12 protein-coding genes are annotated in these 16,029 nt (G+C 59.9%); 8 read left to right on the forward strand and 4 right to left on the reverse strand.

The features are described 5' to 3' along the window. From FGK64_RS20930 to FGK64_RS20940, 3 genes are all read left to right on the forward strand, one after another. Complete coding sequence (locus tag FGK64_RS20930; protein ID WP_138865819.1) at positions 1–2,178, forward strand: DEAD/DEAH box helicase; 2,178 nt, start codon at positions 1–3, stop codon at positions 2,176–2,178. Positions 2,179–2,282: 104 nt separating this feature from the next. Further along, positions 2,283–4,835: a PD-(D/E)XK nuclease family protein gene (locus tag FGK64_RS20935; RefSeq protein WP_246057857.1), complete on the forward strand. Its 2,553-nt coding sequence runs from the start codon at positions 2,283–2,285 to the stop codon at positions 4,833–4,835. Beyond that, positions 4,835–8,218, forward strand: coding sequence for a UvrD-helicase domain-containing protein (locus FGK64_RS20940; RefSeq protein WP_210236610.1), 3,384 nt, complete (start codon positions 4,835–4,837; stop codon positions 8,216–8,218). Before FGK64_RS20935 ends, FGK64_RS20940 begins: the two co-directional genes overlap by 1 nt. 88 nt (positions 8,219–8,306) lie before the next feature. On the opposite strand, the gene FGK64_RS20945 is transcribed toward FGK64_RS20940, so the two are convergent. Then, positions 8,307–9,053, reverse strand: coding sequence for an RES family NAD+ phosphorylase (locus FGK64_RS20945; protein ID WP_138865822.1), 747 nt, complete (start codon positions 9,051–9,053; stop codon positions 8,307–8,309). Further along, positions 9,034–9,426 carry an MbcA/ParS/Xre antitoxin family protein gene (locus FGK64_RS20950; protein WP_246057858.1) on the reverse strand — a complete coding sequence of 131 codons (393 nt, stop codon included), beginning with the start codon at positions 9,424–9,426 and terminating at the stop codon, positions 9,034–9,036. Before FGK64_RS20950 ends, FGK64_RS20945 begins: the two co-directional genes overlap by 20 nt. A 440-nt stretch (positions 9,427–9,866) precedes the next feature. Here FGK64_RS20950 and FGK64_RS20960 point away from each other — a divergent pair, with 440 nt between their 5' ends. From FGK64_RS20960 to FGK64_RS22840, 3 genes are read left to right on the forward strand one after another with little or no spacing between them, the layout of a single operon-like run. Beyond that, positions 9,867–10,118 carry a multiubiquitin domain-containing protein gene (locus tag FGK64_RS20960; protein WP_171054177.1) on the forward strand — a complete coding sequence of 84 codons (252 nt, stop codon included), beginning with the start codon at positions 9,867–9,869 and terminating at the stop codon, positions 10,116–10,118. After that, on the forward strand, positions 10,078–11,283 hold the full coding sequence (locus FGK64_RS20965; protein WP_138865825.1) for a ThiF family adenylyltransferase: 1,206 nt from the start codon (positions 10,078–10,080) through the stop codon (positions 11,281–11,283). The genes FGK64_RS20960 and FGK64_RS20965 overlap by 41 nt, the downstream gene beginning before the upstream one ends. Further along, positions 11,280–11,693: a ubiquitination-like system serine protease family protein gene (locus FGK64_RS22840; RefSeq protein WP_483964211.1), complete on the forward strand. Its 414-nt coding sequence runs from the start codon at positions 11,280–11,282 to the stop codon at positions 11,691–11,693. Before FGK64_RS20965 ends, FGK64_RS22840 begins: the two co-directional genes overlap by 4 nt. Before the next feature lie 79 nt (positions 11,694–11,772). Here the strand turns inward: FGK64_RS22840 and FGK64_RS20970 are convergent, their stop codons facing one another. Further along, on the reverse strand, positions 11,773–12,531 hold the full coding sequence (locus FGK64_RS20970; RefSeq protein WP_138865826.1) for a hypothetical protein: 759 nt from the start codon (positions 12,529–12,531) through the stop codon (positions 11,773–11,775). Then, positions 12,525–13,562, reverse strand: a complete 1,038-nt coding sequence (locus tag FGK64_RS20975; RefSeq protein WP_138865827.1) for a hypothetical protein — start codon at positions 13,560–13,562, stop codon at positions 12,525–12,527. The genes FGK64_RS20970 and FGK64_RS20975 overlap by 7 nt, the downstream gene beginning before the upstream one ends. Before the next feature lie 1,108 nt (positions 13,563–14,670). On the opposite strand from FGK64_RS20975, the gene FGK64_RS20985 reads away from it, so the two are divergent. Then, entirely contained in the window at positions 14,671–15,009 is a 339-nt protein-coding gene (locus FGK64_RS20985; protein ID WP_017470241.1) for a DUF736 domain-containing protein, read from the forward strand. Between the two features lie 633 nt (positions 15,010–15,642). Continuing rightward, positions 15,643–15,819: a hypothetical protein gene (locus FGK64_RS22255; protein ID WP_246057859.1), complete on the forward strand. Its 177-nt coding sequence runs from the start codon at positions 15,643–15,645 to the stop codon at positions 15,817–15,819. Positions 15,820–16,029 lie beyond the last annotated feature (210 nt).

Here is a 16,029-nt window from a genome sequence, read left to right on the forward strand (position 1 = left end):
ATGAGCAGTGCGTTCGACAAACTGGCGAGGCCTGTGCAGAAATGGATACGCCAGCAAGGATGGCGCGAACTTCGCGACATCCAGGCGCGATCCATCCGGACGATCTGCGAGACCAATGCCGATTTGATCGTCGCGGCTTCGACGGCGGGCGGAAAGACCGAGGCGGCGTTTCTGCCGTTGATTTCACAGGTGCTTGACGAGCCGTCGGGCGGCACCGGTTTCGACCTGCTCTACATCGGTCCGCTGAAAGCCTTGATCACGGACCAGGCCATGCGGCTGGAGGGCATCTGCCAGGAAGCAGAGCTTCCGGTTGTTCCCTGGCACGGGGATGTCTCGCAATCGATCAAGACGCGCGCGTTGAAATCTCCAAAAGGGATCCTGCTGATAACCCCAGAGTCCCTTGAAGCGCTTTTCATTCGTCGCGGTTTGGAAATTGCCCGCCTATTTGGGGCCACGCGGGCGGTCGTGATCGACGAACTGCATACGGTTCTGGATAGCGAACGCGGTGTCCAGCTTCGTTCACTGCTCACAAGGCTCGAGCTCGCGATAAAGCGCCCAATCCGTCGGATAGGTCTGTCAGCTACGCTAGGCGACATGGACCTCGCCAAGGCCTATCTTCGCCCTGACGCAGCAAGCTCTGTCCAGCTGATCGAAGCAGATGGCGGCGAGGCAGAATTGAAGCTTCAGCTTCGCGGCTACCTCTCAGGCGATGAGGATGAAAACAGCCCATCCGCAACGGACGCGATAGCAGCCCATCTGTTCAAACACCTTCGAGGCAGTGACAACCTGGTCTTCGCCGGAGCGCGCCAACGGGTCGAGATTTACGCAGATCGGTTGCGGGAGCTTTGCGAACGGGAGCACCTGCCACAGGAATTCTATCCCCACCACGCGAGCCTCTCCCGAGAACACCGTGACTTCGTAGAACGGCGCTTAAAGGATCCTGCCAAACCGACGACCGCCGTTTGCACGTCGACGCTCGAGCTTGGAATCGACATCGGTGACGTGACTTGCGTGGCTCAAATTGGCGCGCCATTCAGCGTCGCGGCGTTGCGACAACGGCTTGGCCGGTCAGGCCGGCGTGAAGGACAACCGGCCATTCTCAGGCAGTACGCTGTCGAAGCCAAGTTGACGCCGGAGAGTAGCTTCGTGGATCGTCTTCGCCTCGGCCTGATCAGGTCCATCGCGATGATAGACCTGCTGCTGGAAGGTTGGTGCGAACCACCAAAACCGCAAGCCCTTCACCTTTCGACGCTCGTCCATCAGATTCTATCAGTTATTGCGCAGCGCGGCGGTGCGTCTGCAAGCGCGGTCTACAACGTCCTTTGCCGCGAAGGCCCTTTTCGAAAGGTCACAACCGAAATATTCGCAGATGTATTGCGTGCGATCGGTCATCCTGAAACCAGCTTGATCGAACAAGCCGCAAGTGGGCTGTTACTCTTGGGACCGACAGGCGAAAAGCTGGTTGAGCATTACAGCTTCTATGCCGTGTTCCAGACACCTGAAGAATTCCGTTTGGTTGCAGAGGGGCGGGATCTTGGAACCCTACCAATCGACAATGTTCTTGCTCCCGGGATGCTGCTGATTTTTTCTGGTAGGCGTTGGGTGGTTCAAGAAATCCATGATCGTGAAAAGGTCATCGTCGTCAAACCCGCGAAGGCTGGTGTGCCTCCCGTCTTCGGTGGCGACGCAGGAGACATTCATGACAAGGTAATTGACCGAATGTTCGAAGTGCTCGAGGGGAATGCCAGTCCGGTCTATATGGACTCTGTTTCCTTGACGATGCTGGAGGAAGCGCGTGCTCAGTATCAACTGCTAGGATTTCGGAACGAGAATATCCTCTCTCTCGGCGAGCACACATCAATCATCGCAACGCGGGTCGGAACGGTGAAGACGTCGACTCTCGCGCTCGCACTCAGAAGTGAAGGGTTTTCAGTCGAGCAGCACGACGGGTTTCTGATTGTAGAGGCCGGGGACGAAACACCCGATCTTCGATCGGCGCTGGAAGAAATTGGATCCGGCGCACCCGTCGATTTGTTCGCAGGCGCAGGCAATCTGATATCAGAGAAGTTCCATCAATTTCTTACTATCGAACTTTTGGTTCGGGACGCTGAATCCTCAAAGCTTTCGACACAAGCACTTCCCGATTTGGTCAAAGCTATTCTTCAAAAAGGAACTTGAAGATGTCCACGACGTGCCGGTCCACGCTAATTGTCTATGGACGACACGCAATGCGGGAGGCCCGCCTTGTGGCAGCCCGCAGCGGTCAACATGGCCTCCAGATCATGTCATTCGAACAAGCCGCGGTGCGGCTCGCGGGCGGTTTCGCCCGCGCAATCGACGAAGAAAGCCTGCGCGCGGCGATCCAGACGGTCCTCCCTGAAACACCGATGGGCGAATTGGAAGATATCAAGATGCTGCCGGGCATGATCGGCGCGGCCGCCGACACACTGCACAAGGCGTGGCGAGCCGATATCGATCTCGCTTCCCGGTCAGATGATCATCCAAGGCTTGAAGCCATCGCTCGCCTGGAGGCCGCTGTCCTTGCCGAACTTCCGAGCGGAATGATGCGTCCGGTCGATATTGTAGCCGCAGCCATCAGCCGGATCACACATGCACCCGCCATATTCGGCTCGATGGAAATCGTCGGACTGACCGAACTGTCTCCCTGCTGGCGGCCTCTCTTGAAGGCGCTCTCCGAGCATATCCCCATGCAATGGTCGTCAGGTCCTCGCCCTGTCCCGGTCTGGCTCAAGGAAAGCGGCGTTGCTGTCGCTCGAGGCGATGCTGAGGCGCCGACCATTCGATCCGTTAGTGCCGCGACCGCTTACCATGAGGCAGTCGAGACGCTGCGTTGGGTGCGGTCGCTGCTCGCGTCGGGCGTATCGCCCGCCGACATTGCCATCGCCACCGCGTCGCCGGCCGACTACGACGATCACTTTCTCGCGCTGCGCGCCGATGCCAATACCGATCTGCATTTCGTCCATGGCATCCCGGCCGTCACGACACGTGACGGACAAGCGGCAGCGGCACTCGCCGACATCATCGTGCGCGGGCTCTCACAGTCGCGCCTGCGCCGTCTCGTCGCCCTGTGCCGGGATTCTGCACCTCTGGCGTCCCTTCCCGATGGCTGGATGCGTGTCCTTCCAAGCGATGCACCCTTGTCAATGCCATCCGCCTGGAACCAACTGCTGGCGCGCCTCGCGCCGGACGACTGGCCCGACGGCATGGATCACGCCCCGGTGCTGCGTGCTGCGGTCGATCTGCTGGCAAAGGGGCCGGATGCGGCACAGGAAATCGGTGAAGCCTTCCTCAATGACCGGGCATTGTCCATCTGGCGCAAAGCCCTTTTGGCAGGACCCGCCGGAGCGATCGACAGCACGCTAGAATCATTGAAACAGGATGACGGGCTCGAGGCCTGCGTCTCCGTGGCCTGGATGCCGGCCAGTGCCCTGGCCGCGTCGCCGCGCCGCTTCGTTCGGCTTATCGGTCTCAATTCCTCCCGCTGGCCACGCGGGATTGCCGAAGATCGGCTGATCCCGGACCACATCATTCAAACGGACGAGCTCGACCCGCTTCCCGTTAATCTGGCAGATCGCCGTGACTTTGAGACGATCCTCGCCACTACGGGCAGCGACGTCGTCCTCTCCCGCGCCCGACGCGACAGCGACGGCCGACTGCTCGGTCGCAGCCCCCTCCTCGCTACCTATGACGAGGAAGCCTATCTACGGCGCAACGCCGTTCCCACCCATGCCTTCAGTGAAACCGACCGGCTTATGGCGCGGCCGCAGGAATTCGCCGCCGATCCCCAGGCATTGAGTGCGCGTTCCTGCTGGCGCGATTGGCGCATGGCCGATGTGACAGCTCATGATGGCCTGGTCAGGGCGGATCATCCTTTGATTCTAGCGATCCTCGCGCGGACCCAGTCGGCGAGCTCGCTCAAAACACTGCTGCGCAGCCCCCTCAATTTCCTCTGGCGCTATGCGCTCGGTTGGAAATCCCCGCAAGGCAGTGCCGAGCCGCTCGTGCTTGACGCCCTGCAAACCGGCGACCTCATCCATCTGGTGCTCGACCGCGCCCTGCGAAACCTCGAAGCAATGGGCGGCCTGGCGTCCGCCGACAGGGCTACCATTCAGGCTGCGGTGGATGAAGCTGCTGGTGCGGTGGCTGCCGAATGGGAAAGCGAGCGGCCCGTTCCGCCCGCTGTTATCTGGGGCCGCACGCTCGGGGACGCTCGCGCTCTTGCCGGACAGGCGCTTGCCTATGGCAATGACCATCTGCCGGGCAGCCGATCCTTTGGCGAAGTCCCGTTCGGCGGGGCCGCGCCCAAGTCGGACGCGGCATTGCCCTGGGACGCCAGTGATCCGGTCATTATCCCCGACACCGGATTTCACATTGCCGGCTACATCGACCGGCTCGACATAGCTGATGACGGCAGCCGGGCGCTCGTGCGCGACTACAAGACCGGCAAGCCGCCCAAAGGCGATATCCGTGTGAACGGCGGCCGCGAACTTCAGCGTTGCCTTTATGCCTTCGCCGTCAAGGCGCTCTTGGGCGACCACATCGCGATCAGCGCTTCGCTGCTCTATCCGCGTGAGCCGCTAGATCTCCAACTCGACGATCCGGACACCGTTCTGGCGGATATCAAGGCTTATCTGCAGGCGGCGAGGACCGCGTTTGCCAACGGCGCTGCTTTGCTCGGGCCGGATACAGGAAGCGACTACGACGATCTCGCTTTTGCCCTGCCGGCAAACGCAGGCGCCACCTACTGCAAACGCAAGCAAGCCGCCGCGACCGAGCGGCTCAGCGCGGTCGTGCCGATCTGGGAGGCAGAATGATGAGCAGCGTGAAAGTTCTGAACGATGACGGCGCCCGGCATGACGCTATCAGCTGTCACGACCGGTCCATCTTGGTTGAAGCTGGCGCGGGATCGGGCAAGACCGCCGTCATGGCTGGCAGGATCGCTGTCATGCTAGCGCAGGGTGTCGCGCCAAGTTCCATTGCTGCGGTCACGTTTACCGAACTGGCGGCCAGCGAACTTCTCTTGCGCGTTCGGGACTTCGTCGAAGATCTCGCCGCCGGCCACATCGCACCGGAGCTCCGCGTTGGCCTACCGGGGGGCCTGTCTGTAACGCAGCGCGAAAATCTGGTTTCAGCCAGCACGGCGATCGACGAAATCACCTGCTCGACCATCCACGGCTTCTGTCAGCGATTGATCAAGCCCTACCCGGCGGAAGCGGATATCGATCCGGGCGCAGCGGTCATCGATCGCAACCAGGCCGATCTCAACTTCCTCGAAATCGTCGATGGCTGGCTGCGCCAGCGATTGTCTGGCGATCAGGGCGGTGTCCTGGCCGAAATGGTGCTGCATAACCCGGGAGAGACCGTCGCTCTGATGCACAAGATCGCCGAAGCCCTCCGGCGGTCGAGGAATCTGGTCGCACCGGAGGCGATGCCTTTTGCAGGTCACCTGCAAGCCTTCCGGCAGGCAACCGACGAACTTTCGGCCTTTATGCAAAGCGCCGGCGTCCACGAGCCGGAAACGGAGATCTTCGCCGCGCGCTTTTCTGAAATGGCGGCCACCCTTCCATCCATTGCAGATGGTTCCACGCCTGCCGGGCTCGTCGGGCTGCTGGTTGCACGCCCGCATCCCGATCTCACGACTGGGGCGGGCAGCTTTTACGCCTACCGCAAGAAGGGCAAATGGGCAGCGGCGGCAAAGCAGGCAGGGCTGTCCAAGGCAGACGGCGACAGGCTGAATGATACGGCCAGCGACCTGTATGAGGCGTGCTGTGCCGCGTGGACCGCGTTGCTCCAGGCGGTTTCCGGCCAGGTCCTTACGACATTGATCGACGAAGCACGCACAATCCTCGTGCGCTACCGAAAGCACAAGCGCGCCAGCGCCCAACTCGATTTCGATGATCTCATCTACGCCGCGCGCGACCTGTTGCGCGACAATGAAACTGTGCGACAGGCACTCGGCCAGCGGTATTCAAAGGTCTTGGTCGACGAGTTTCAGGACACCGACCCGCTCCAGGCCGAAATCTTCTGGCGTCTATGCGGTGATCCCGGTGATGATCCGCAGGACTGGACGCGCTTCCGGATCCGTCCGGGCGCACTCTTCTTGGTTGGCGACCCCAAGCAGGCAATCTATCGCTTCCGCGGCGCGGATGTCGGCGCTTACGTTCAGGCCCGCAACGCCTTCTCGACGCAGGACGCGGACGGCCTCGTCTCGATCTCGACCAATTTCCGTTCCTGTGCCTCGATCCTCACTTTCGTCAACGATCGGTTCGAGGCTGTTCTATCGGCCGATAGCCAACCCGGCTTCACCGCGCTCGATCCCTTCCACGACGATCCGGAAGACGGCGTCTGCGTCGCGGCGATCGATATCGCGGTCGCTGACGAGAAAGGCAAGGCCAGCGCCGAGCAACGACGCGACGCCGAAGCCGAAGCGGTGGCTGAACTTTGCGCACGCTTGATCGGCAGTCATCCGGTCCAGGATCGCAAAGCCGGTGCACGACGCCCCTGCCAGCCGGGCGACATCGCCTTGCTCGCCCCGACTGGCGCGGAGCTCTGGCGCTATGAAGAAGCCCTTGAGCGCCGGGGCATCCCAGTCGCAACCCAGGCCGGCAAAGGCCTGTTTCGCCGGCAGGAAGTACAGGACCTCATCGCGATCACGCGGGTTCTCGCCGATCGTCGTGATACGCTGGCGCTCGGCGCATTGCTGCGCGGCCCGCTTGTCGGGCTCAGCGAAGAGGAGCTCCTGGACATCGTCTGGGCGCTTCCGCGTTCGGAAAAAGAACCCGACCGGATCCCGCGGCTCGACCTCGGCGTCGACCCCGCGGCAATAGCGCATCCGCTGGCGCGCGCTGTGATCGATCGGCTGCAAGCGCTCCAGAAACGCGCCAACAGCACGACACCGCACGATCTTCTTTCGCAGGCCGTCGACGTCCTTCGGGTACGCCCCGTTCTTCTGGAACGGCATCGCGGTCAGGCAGAACGAGCGCTTGCCAATGTCGATCTCTATCTCAGCCTGGCCACCGGCTTTGCAGTACGCGGTTTGCGCGCCTTTTCCGAGGCGATGACGGCGGCGTGGACGGATGAGGCCCGCGCGGTGGAAGGTCGACCAGATGCGCAGGAAGAAGCCGTCGCCCTCTATACAATGCACGCTGCAAAGGGCCTTGAATGGCCGGTCGTCATCCCCATCAACACCATGACAGGGGTGATGGCTCCTGATAGCGCCGTGACCGATCGCCAGACTGATACCTTCTACTGCCCGGTTCTGGGTGTCCCTCCGTCTGGTTACGACGCGGCGCGGCAGGCCGAGAAGGATGAACTGGACCGCGAGCGGGTCCGGCTCTGGTATGTCGCGGCAACTCGCGCCCGGGAACTCTTGGTCTTGCCACGGCTTGACGTAGCGCCGTCGAAATCAGCCTGGATCGGCCTGGTGGACCTGTCCCTGACAAATCTCCCTCACTTCGACGTGTCGCATCTGCCGCTCGACCCGATCGCGGTGACAGGCGATGCCGCAAACGACCAGACACGGGAGAGTTTCGCCACTGAGGCCGGTGCGATTGCCGAAAGGCAGATGCACCTGACCTGGCTTGCGCCGAGCCGCGACGAGACGGCGACGGGTTCGGTGCTTCAGGAAGAAGAACCGGACATCTGGGCCGTTTCGACTGATTCTCCGGCGCCAGAAACCGAAACGCCCGCCTCCATCCAGGGCGGACGCGAGCGTGGACTGATCCTTCACAAGCTCATGGAAGAAGTCCTGACAGGGGAATGCGACGAGGTCGGCGCGGCGCTCACCGCGCGTGCCACTGACCTCATCCATGCGCTCAGCGAGGAGCCTTCCTCCGATCCGGCGAACGGGCTTTCGCCTGAGGAACTGGCCGGTTGCGTGACGCGAACGCTGGCCTTGTCGGAGGTGGCGGCCTTGCGTCCCTCATTGCTCGCTGAATTTCCGGTCTATGCCTTTCAGCAAGAGGATGCCGCGCTGGTTGCGACGGCGGGCATCGCGGACGCGCTTACGGTTGGTCCGGAAGGTCGGCCAGCCGTCGTGATCGACTGGAAGAGCGACGTGAATCCAGCCCAGGAGACGCTTGATCACTATTGGGCTCAGGTGCGTGCTTATCTCGACATGACCGGCGCCGAACGGGGCCTGATCGTTCTGATGACGGACGGGACGGTGATCACCGTCTTACGCTCACGCTCTCCTTAGGCCCCGTAATTCACGTAGGGAACATTTCACCCGCCCTAATTCGCTTCTTAGTTGCAACTGGTTCTCGTGTTTGGGCATTTTCAGCAAACTACGCCGCCAGAATGTCAACGGACCCGCTCAAATCTCGGGGATCGATCAGATTGTCTTCGTCGCTGCCGGAGCTGTTGAAGGTGTAGAGAGACGATACTCGTTGACCATCCCATGTGTAGCGGAAGTGCTCTCCCTGCACAGCGCGTTCAAGCACGTTGCCGTCCAGTACACAGATCCGTGTGCCGCTTGGTCGTTCATGGGATCGAAAGAGAACCCCAGAGAGTTCCTCCGATTTGGCTCGATCAACGAGTCCCTTGCCTAGCTCGCGTCGCTCGTCCTGCGTGAGATCTGCGGGTAGGCCTTGGGCATCGAGAAACGACCCGCGGACCCGTCTACTGAGCATCCTCATGTCCAAGCCGATCGGCACCTCCTTCGTCCGCAAAAGGAAGCGCTCCCTTTTTGCCACAGAGACCGCGAGCGCTGTTTGTTTGTCCTGCGACATCTCCAAACAGCGGACGATTGGACCAAAGAACCAGCTACCCTCCGGGTTGGAATACGCGAAAGGCGCGTGGTTCCAATTTTGGAAGCGCGGCGATGTATAGTCCACGTCGACCCCGGATCGCCCGAGCAGCCTCTGTTTCTCCTTCACACGGGGATTGTGGAGTTCGGCAACCGCTGCAATCTCGTCATCGTAACCGCCGGCGATGCGACGGAAGAGCGGTACCGGTGGGAACCGCGATGGAATTAGGATGTAGAAGACGTCATTGACCTCTTCGACGTTGAACTCATCCGCCGCGTTGCGCATCGAGGTATTCTCGCACCTTGTAGATATCCACCACGTTCCCTTCGAGCATCACGTCGAGAGCGCTGCGATCGTCGAAGTAGGTATTCGGCTTCTTGACCCAGGCATCCGCCGCTACAGGGTCGGGCAGGACAATCTGGAGTGATTTGTAGATGCCCAGTAGGTGGGAGATGCGTTCGATCGTGTCGTGCGGGAGATTGCCACCGGATTTTTTCCACTTGAAAAACGTGGATCGGCCTGGTGAGCCGAGCAGCGTGATCTGTGCATCGGTCGAGAGTTCCCAGTCCTCGGCAAGTTTGGTGAAAGCATCCATAACAGCTGGAATCCTGAATGCGTCCGCGCCGTTTTCGGGCGCAGAACCTGGCTGTGGTTGCATTGATCCTCCTGTTGTCCAAATTTGGACTTGACGGTCCTTGTAGTCCAAATGTAGATAGTCTACATAAGGACTCAAAGACATTCTTAGTCCGGTCTCGCCGAAATGCAACGAAAAGGAGCAGGTTATGGCAGGAAAAGGTAAAGGAGGCGGCGGCTTTCGCAGCGCGAATTCAGGCCGCTACGTGACGAAGGCGTACGGTAAGTCGCATCCGCGAACGACCGTGAAGGAAGCTCCAGGGAAGAGCGGCTCGACCGGCGGAAGCTATCGCAGTGCTGTAAGCGGTCGGTTTGTTACGGCGAAGTACGGCAAGGCGAACCCGAAGACTACCGTCCGGGAGAAGTAGGCGCACAGAGCAGCGTAGGCCCACTGTCTCGGGCAACGACCTCCGTTCGCCACAACACAAAGAGTCGAAGCGACAATTCATGACGAGGAAGGCTGACATGGCAGGGAAACCCGAGAAGACAGTCACCATCACGGTCAATCAGGATGACCATGCGGTGGCAAGAGAGAAGATTTTTTATGAGGAAGTGGTCGCGCTGTACCTTTCAGATGGAGGAAGCGGGTCCAACGAATACCTCATCAAGTATTCGCGCGGAAATTCGGGAAACGTGAGCGGCACGCTCGCGCCTGGCAACGAGGTGATGGTGAAAGATGGCATGCGTTTTAGAGTTTCGGGAACTGGCGAATCGTAATCCCTTCATCCAGGACCTGGAAGACGAAGGCTATCTACTTGATTTCGTCGGGGGCTACCTCTTGGTCTATGGTTTGCCCTACCTGGCAGAAGACGGCAAACTCCGGCACGGCGATCTGGCCAGCCCGGTCGATCTTTCAAACGACGGGCTCATTGATCCTCCTTCAAATCACCAGGTATGGTTCCGAGGAAGCCGGCCGCACGACCAGAATCGACGTCAGCTTCGGTTGGGCGGCGGCGCAAGCAAGGTTAGGGTCGCGGACGGGTTCGAGTCCGACCAATCCTTCTCATACAAGTTGCTCGACGACAAAGGTCAGATGCGGACTTATCATTCGTTTGAAGAGAAGATACGCACCTATGTCGATACGATCACGGCGCCTGCCATGGCGGCCTATTCCGAGGCCTCGCCGCTAAAGGCCATCGAGGTCCGGGCAAAAGAGCAAGGCACCCCGCTAAAGTTTCCGGATACGTTGTCCGCTAGGTATCACATGAACGACTTGTCGAGGCTGCTCGAAGGGAAACGCGTGGCGATCGTTGGTCTCGGGGGTACTGGCTCATACATCTTGGATTTCATTGCACGAACCCACCTCGCCGAGATCATCCTTTTTGACGACGACAAGGTACATGTTCATACGATCTTTCGGTTTCCGGGGTTTATTCCCCGCGCGATCGGAACTCCGAAAGTGGACGCGTTAGCGCAGCAGTATGGAAATTGGCATTCGAGCATCACACCGATTCCGGAACGGGTTACGAAGGAAAACATTGAGCAACTTCGCGAATTGGATTTTGTGTTTGTGTCGATCGACAACGGCCCGGCACGTATCACGATAATGGACTGGCTCAGTGCGAACGACGTGCCCTTCGTGGACTGCGGAATGGGCTTGAACCGAGTAGCTACAGGCTTGAATGGCGTTGTGAGAGTGACGGGTGTGGATCGCGCTGCTTACGAGGGAACGGCAGGTACTGTTTTCCTTCCAGGTGAGGACCCAAAAGAAGGCGAGTACCGGCGACAAGGTCAGATAGCCGAGTTGAATGCACTTAATGCTGCTCTGGCCGTCCTTCGCTTCAAGCAGCACTTTGGGATTTACGACCGCGAAGATGCGGCGATGTCATGCGTCTTGGAGACTACGTCGTTGGAGATCGATCGGAGGATGCTCGTCGAATGAGGTTTCGCTATCAGCTTGTGGATCGGATCCCGAAACAGATGGAGGAGGGCGTCGTCTACCACACCGAGGAATTTGAACTCGCAGGGTTACTTTGTGCATGTGGATGCGACCACCGCATCACGCTCATCGTTCCAGAAAGTCACAGGGTTTGGGATGAAGGTGGATATGCCACCATTCAACCGTCAGTCGGCGTCTTCGATGCGCCATGCAAGTCCCACTATGTAATTCGCGCGGGACACGTCCAGTGGCTCCCAGCTTTTTCGGGGGCTCAGGCAACCAGGATCATGCATGCCCAGATTGCGCGCCATGCTTCTCAAGATCCAGAACCCGCGTCCTGGCTGCATCGGACCGCGGCCGTTCTGTCCGGTTTCGTCAAGAAGTTGCGGGCGGTCTTTCTAGGCGGGCGATGACGTTGACCATCGAGAGGTAGCGATAGGCACTCGTCGTGTCGGCCTGTCCGGTAACGACAGTGGCCCACCATAGCAGTTGCTAGAGTTGATAGAGACTGGAGATCAGGCCGAGGCCAGTTTCTCGATCGATGGGGACACCGAAGGCATTCGGGTCGAAGTCTGCCAGCCCGTGCACCCTCTCCACATACGCCCTGAGGTCAGCTTTCAACGGCTCAGTAACCTCAATGGGCCGATCGGCTGGGAGAAGCTGAAGCAACCGGAACACATCGTTCCGGTGCTTCCTGATATCGTTGCCCTTGGCATTCCCGTCTCCATCGTCCTTTCGCTGAGACAGGTCGACGAATGCTCTGGCCTTGAACGGGATGAGCAGGCGCTCATCGAGAACAAGAATATCGTCAATGGCGCGACGGCTCTCGAGGAGTGCCTCGTAGTAGTCCGTGTCCAGCAGGATCGCGGAAAGGCTCAAGGTTTCGTCCGAAACCTCTACCACCGTCAACCCCGCATCCTTCGGAATTTCCAGCGCTTCTGGTTTGCGCGCAAAGAGCTCGAGCATCGCTGGATACGATGGGTCGGTCGGCTTGTGAAACCTGTAGAACTCCCGGCGGCCATTGCTGCGTTCGCGCGCCTGGTAGCCTCCGCTATCCAGGAAGGCCTTCAGGGACTGTGCGAAGGACGGATCCACGACCTCTACGCAGAGAACCATGTCGATGTCGTTGGTCTGGCGGAAATCGATGCCGACCTCCTCGAAAATCATCGAACATGCGGTGCCGCCGATAACCGCATAATGGTCGGCATGGTCCGCGAAATGCTCTCGAAACTTGTCCAGGCCGACTACCATGCGAACTCCTCCAACAATTGTTCCGCGGCGGCTTCCAGCCGCTCGTCTGGGTTGTCGCGGAACTGCAGGTAGAGCGACAGGACATCGACCTCACGCGCACCCGACACGATATCGGGGTCGTACCACCAAACGTCGATCGCGAAGCTCGGCTCCTCGTCCTGTTCGACCTCTTTCCCAAACTCGCCACTTTGAATCCGTTTCCAGTCCTTTGGCCCGGCAGCAAGACGCATGATGCGGGGCCTGGACATCGTCGATCGCTCCGAGAGAGCACTTTCGCCACCGGTTGGCAGATACTCAGGCACTGGGCTGCCGTGGAAGCCCTTCGGCAGGGAGGGTGCCCGAAACCAATGTTCGGCTTTGACCGGCGAGCGCAGTCTTGAAGCCGCGGCTTCAAACAATTCTCGAGGAGCTTCGGAGAACTGGATATGCTTGCTGCGCCCTCGCGTTTCCACATGCGCAAGCTCGCTGGCTTCCAGCTCTTCGAAGGCGCGGCCGATCGACATTGCCGAGTATCGCAAGATTTCCGCGAGATCGCTCGGTCGCGCGTCTTCCACGTCCCTGAGGTTCAGGTGTCGCAAGAAGAGTGCCTGCGATGCCGGCGACAGTTGATCTTCCGAGAAATCGCGTCTTCGCCGAAAATGTTCTCTGAGGTCCATCGCAAGTTGAGGAATGAAGAGCTGGTTTCCTGGCACGATGAAAGCCGCGGACTCCTCGATTAGGCGGCTGCGTTGATAGGCGGATAGGTGGTCCAGGATCAATATGAGGACTCCCTCAAAGTGGCGTTGGATAGCTCCAAGCTGTTTGGAAAGACCTGTAGGATTCTTGGCGTCCTCTGACTTCGGGACGACGAGCAAGATCGCATGCCCGAAGAGCTCCGTTTGTCGGTACTCGAACCCATTGGCAAGAAAGAGCGGCAACCCTTTCTTGCTCCCCCAGACCTTCAGGCTGGATGGTACGTGTAGCGTGGTGCGCAGGTAACCTTGCGCTGCCTTGAAGAGCTCCTGAGAGGATTTTTTATCCAGTTCTAACATGACTTCGGAAGCTAACATTGATAATGTGAGTATGCAAGAAAGATGTTAGTAATTTGGAGGGGAGTGCGACGCGCTGGTTGCGTTCGGTATCACAGAGATCGCCAGAAGGTTCAGCTTCTGGTCAAGTTGCGTACCCAAGGTGAGCAAAAACGAAACATGTCAAACCAGCTTTCAAGACGATCACGTTCTTGTCGCTCACAACCGAATACTCCGAGCAAAGTCTAGGGTTTTGCGATGTGCAACGTTTAAGTTTTGATGATCTTGGCCCCTCTTTCCCTTTGGTCAGGACCGCGCCCTACTCGGTCGGCTGCACGCAGCCGCCCTCCCCGAGCTGAAAAGCCACCTCTCCCTGCGACGTACTGCTGGCCAGGCAGTCTCCTCCGGAGCCAGCCCGGCCAGCCTTCGCATGGTCGTGGCAACGCTTCATCTCGGCCGTTCCGGTTACGGTCGCTGGGGCGGGCGCGTGATATCAGTGATCTCGTACCTCGCGTCTCGGCCGGTGTTGTTCCTCGCTTTGCCGGACACGCAGCTCCGCGCCGCGATCATGGGTCGCAAACGATGTCCGACGACCGCCGGATTGCATTGGCCGCAGCTGGCAGAAGGCCGGTGGTGGTCGTGACGCGCAAATCGTAAAATTTCGCGCTGCCGTGGAGGGTCCTTTCGAAATCCGGGTGATCCGGACACGGTGTCGATGCATCGGCGGTCTCCATGCTGCTCTTCCAGACAACACACATCGCGTTGCCACGGAAACCTGCCGTCGCGGCACGTGAGGCAGAGCCAGCAAAGCTCTAACTGGACCGGATGCGGCTCGGAGCGACAGAACAGAAATACCGCCACCACAGGCATTTCTCTCGCTCGGCTGTTCACCCAGTTTCCTTCGCGGCCACCGCACTTCTCCGGGTGTCTGAGTTGCATGACATGCTGGTCGCAGCTGTCGCCCCGTCCACAAAGGTTGTCGCCGATCTTTTTCCCCTGCCCCTACGGGTCATTCCTCGCGGATCAAAAAGAACGTCGCCTGCCCCTCTCCGCTGCGCTTCGCCTTCGGTGTGGCCGGGCCTTTGCCAGCTGCAAGGTGACCATCATTGCAACGCAAACAAGGAGAAGAGCAATGACCACGAACTGCATCAAATTCACCAGCGCCGACATCGAAACTGCCAAGGGCGTCGGCTCCATCTCGACCCTGACCTTCGACCTCGATATCACGGTCGAACCCGTCGCAAGCACGAACCCGATGGCCCCCACGCACCGCGTCCTCGGCCGCTCCCCGCGCGGCAAGCTGGTCGAGTGCGGCGGCATCTGGAAGAAGCAGAACAAGGAGACCGGCGCGGACTACTACACGCTGACCATCCGCGACCACGGCTTCAATGCGAACCTCGGCAAGGCCGCGAACCAGGACGATCTGTCCCTGCAGGCCGTCATCCCCTGGGGTCCCAAAGACGCCGCCTAAGCCAAGGGCCAGACCGCTCCGGCGGTCTGGCTATTTCTCGTTCCGGGGAACTAGCCCTCGGCCAGCGAAATATCGGTGTCCGAAGGATGCCGCATATTTCGGACGCGGATGCGGATGCGGTTTGTCAGTCCGGATTGGTCGCAGATGCGGCTCTGGTCGCCCAGTTCAGTGACAGCGTGGGTAGCGCGAACCCGAGACCGTACTGAATGTCCGCGGGGAGAACTGGTAGCCTGCTGAGCGAGGCAAGCGCACTCTTTCTCTCAGTCGAGCAACCCGCGCAGGGTCGTCTTGGCGAAGCTGCCAGGGGCGCCGAACTCACCCTGTGCCGCGAGGGTTGAAACCGCAAATCAACGTCATGCATCCAAGGGCAACGTCTCACGCCAGTGTCACTGCCGCGCGCCTTTCCGTCGACCTGTTGGCCTCAAAGATCGCTAGCCCGGGGTCGAGCGGTCGGCAACGCCGGGGGCAGGTTTCTGGACGGCTGACGCCTTGAGCGCTGCGGTGCACCGCTCACAACAAACCTGCCCCCGGCGTGCTCCATTTCATTCCGCCCCGTGCCGGGTGCAGCCCGCTCTCATGCCCCCGGTCTTTTCCACGATCCGTCCAACGACGATCAACGGAAAGGATCACACCATGACACTCGAACAATCCATCGACCTCGCCGAATTGCAAGCCGACATTGCCTTCGATGCTTACCTCGCCGCCTTCGATGAAGACGCCCATCCCGAGACCCTCGACAGCCTCGAGACCGAGGCGCTGATCGCCCGCAGCCGCTACGACGATCTGCGCGATCTGGGACTGGGTCACTGACCCAGATACCCCTGCGGGTCTTCGGATCCGCAGGGGGCTGACGCTGTTTCGTTCAAGTTCTTGGTGCCCTAACCGGGCGTGAGCCGCGCTATCCCGCGCGGGCCGTCTTCGTGTTCCTGGCGCCGATCCGTGACCTGCTCGGGCGTTTAGTTTGCCTTTCGTCGCGTGCGTCTTGAACACAAGTTTTGGAAGCTCTTTCGACCTGATTGT

The sequence above is a fragment of the Arenibacterium halophilum genome (assembly GCF_005938225.1).
Taxonomy (GTDB): domain Bacteria; phylum Pseudomonadota; class Alphaproteobacteria; order Rhodobacterales; family Rhodobacteraceae; genus Arenibacterium; species Arenibacterium halophilum.

Coding starts and splice junctions, on each gene's coding strand:
- FGK64_RS20970 (WP_138865826.1), bottom strand. CDS start 12,531: ATGGTAGTCGGCCTGGACAAGTTTCGAGAGCATTTCGCGGACCATGCC.
- FGK64_RS22255 (WP_246057859.1), top strand. CDS start 15,643: ATGACACTCGAACAATCCATCGACCTCGCCGAATTGCAAGCCGACATT.
- FGK64_RS20930 (WP_138865819.1), top strand. CDS start 1: ATGAGCAGTGCGTTCGACAAACTGGCGAGGCCTGTGCAGAAATGGATA.
- FGK64_RS22840 (WP_483964211.1), top strand. CDS start 11,280: ATGAGGTTTCGCTATCAGCTTGTGGATCGGATCCCGAAACAGATGGAG.
- FGK64_RS20935 (WP_246057857.1), top strand. CDS start 2,283: ATGTCATTCGAACAAGCCGCGGTGCGGCTCGCGGGCGGTTTCGCCCGC.
- FGK64_RS20945 (WP_138865822.1), bottom strand. CDS start 9,053: ATGCGCAACGCGGCGGATGAGTTCAACGTCGAAGAGGTCAATGACGTC.
- FGK64_RS20965 (WP_138865825.1), top strand. CDS start 10,078: ATGGCATGCGTTTTAGAGTTTCGGGAACTGGCGAATCGTAATCCCTTC.
- FGK64_RS20960 (WP_171054177.1), top strand. CDS start 9,867: ATGGCAGGGAAACCCGAGAAGACAGTCACCATCACGGTCAATCAGGAT.
- FGK64_RS20985 (WP_017470241.1), top strand. CDS start 14,671: ATGACCACGAACTGCATCAAATTCACCAGCGCCGACATCGAAACTGCC.
- FGK64_RS20940 (WP_210236610.1), top strand. CDS start 4,835: ATGAGCAGCGTGAAAGTTCTGAACGATGACGGCGCCCGGCATGACGCT.
- FGK64_RS20975 (WP_138865827.1), bottom strand. CDS start 13,562: ATGTTAGAACTGGATAAAAAATCCTCTCAGGAGCTCTTCAAGGCAGCG.
- FGK64_RS20950 (WP_246057858.1), bottom strand. CDS start 9,426: ATGCAACCACAGCCAGGTTCTGCGCCCGAAAACGGCGCGGACGCATTC.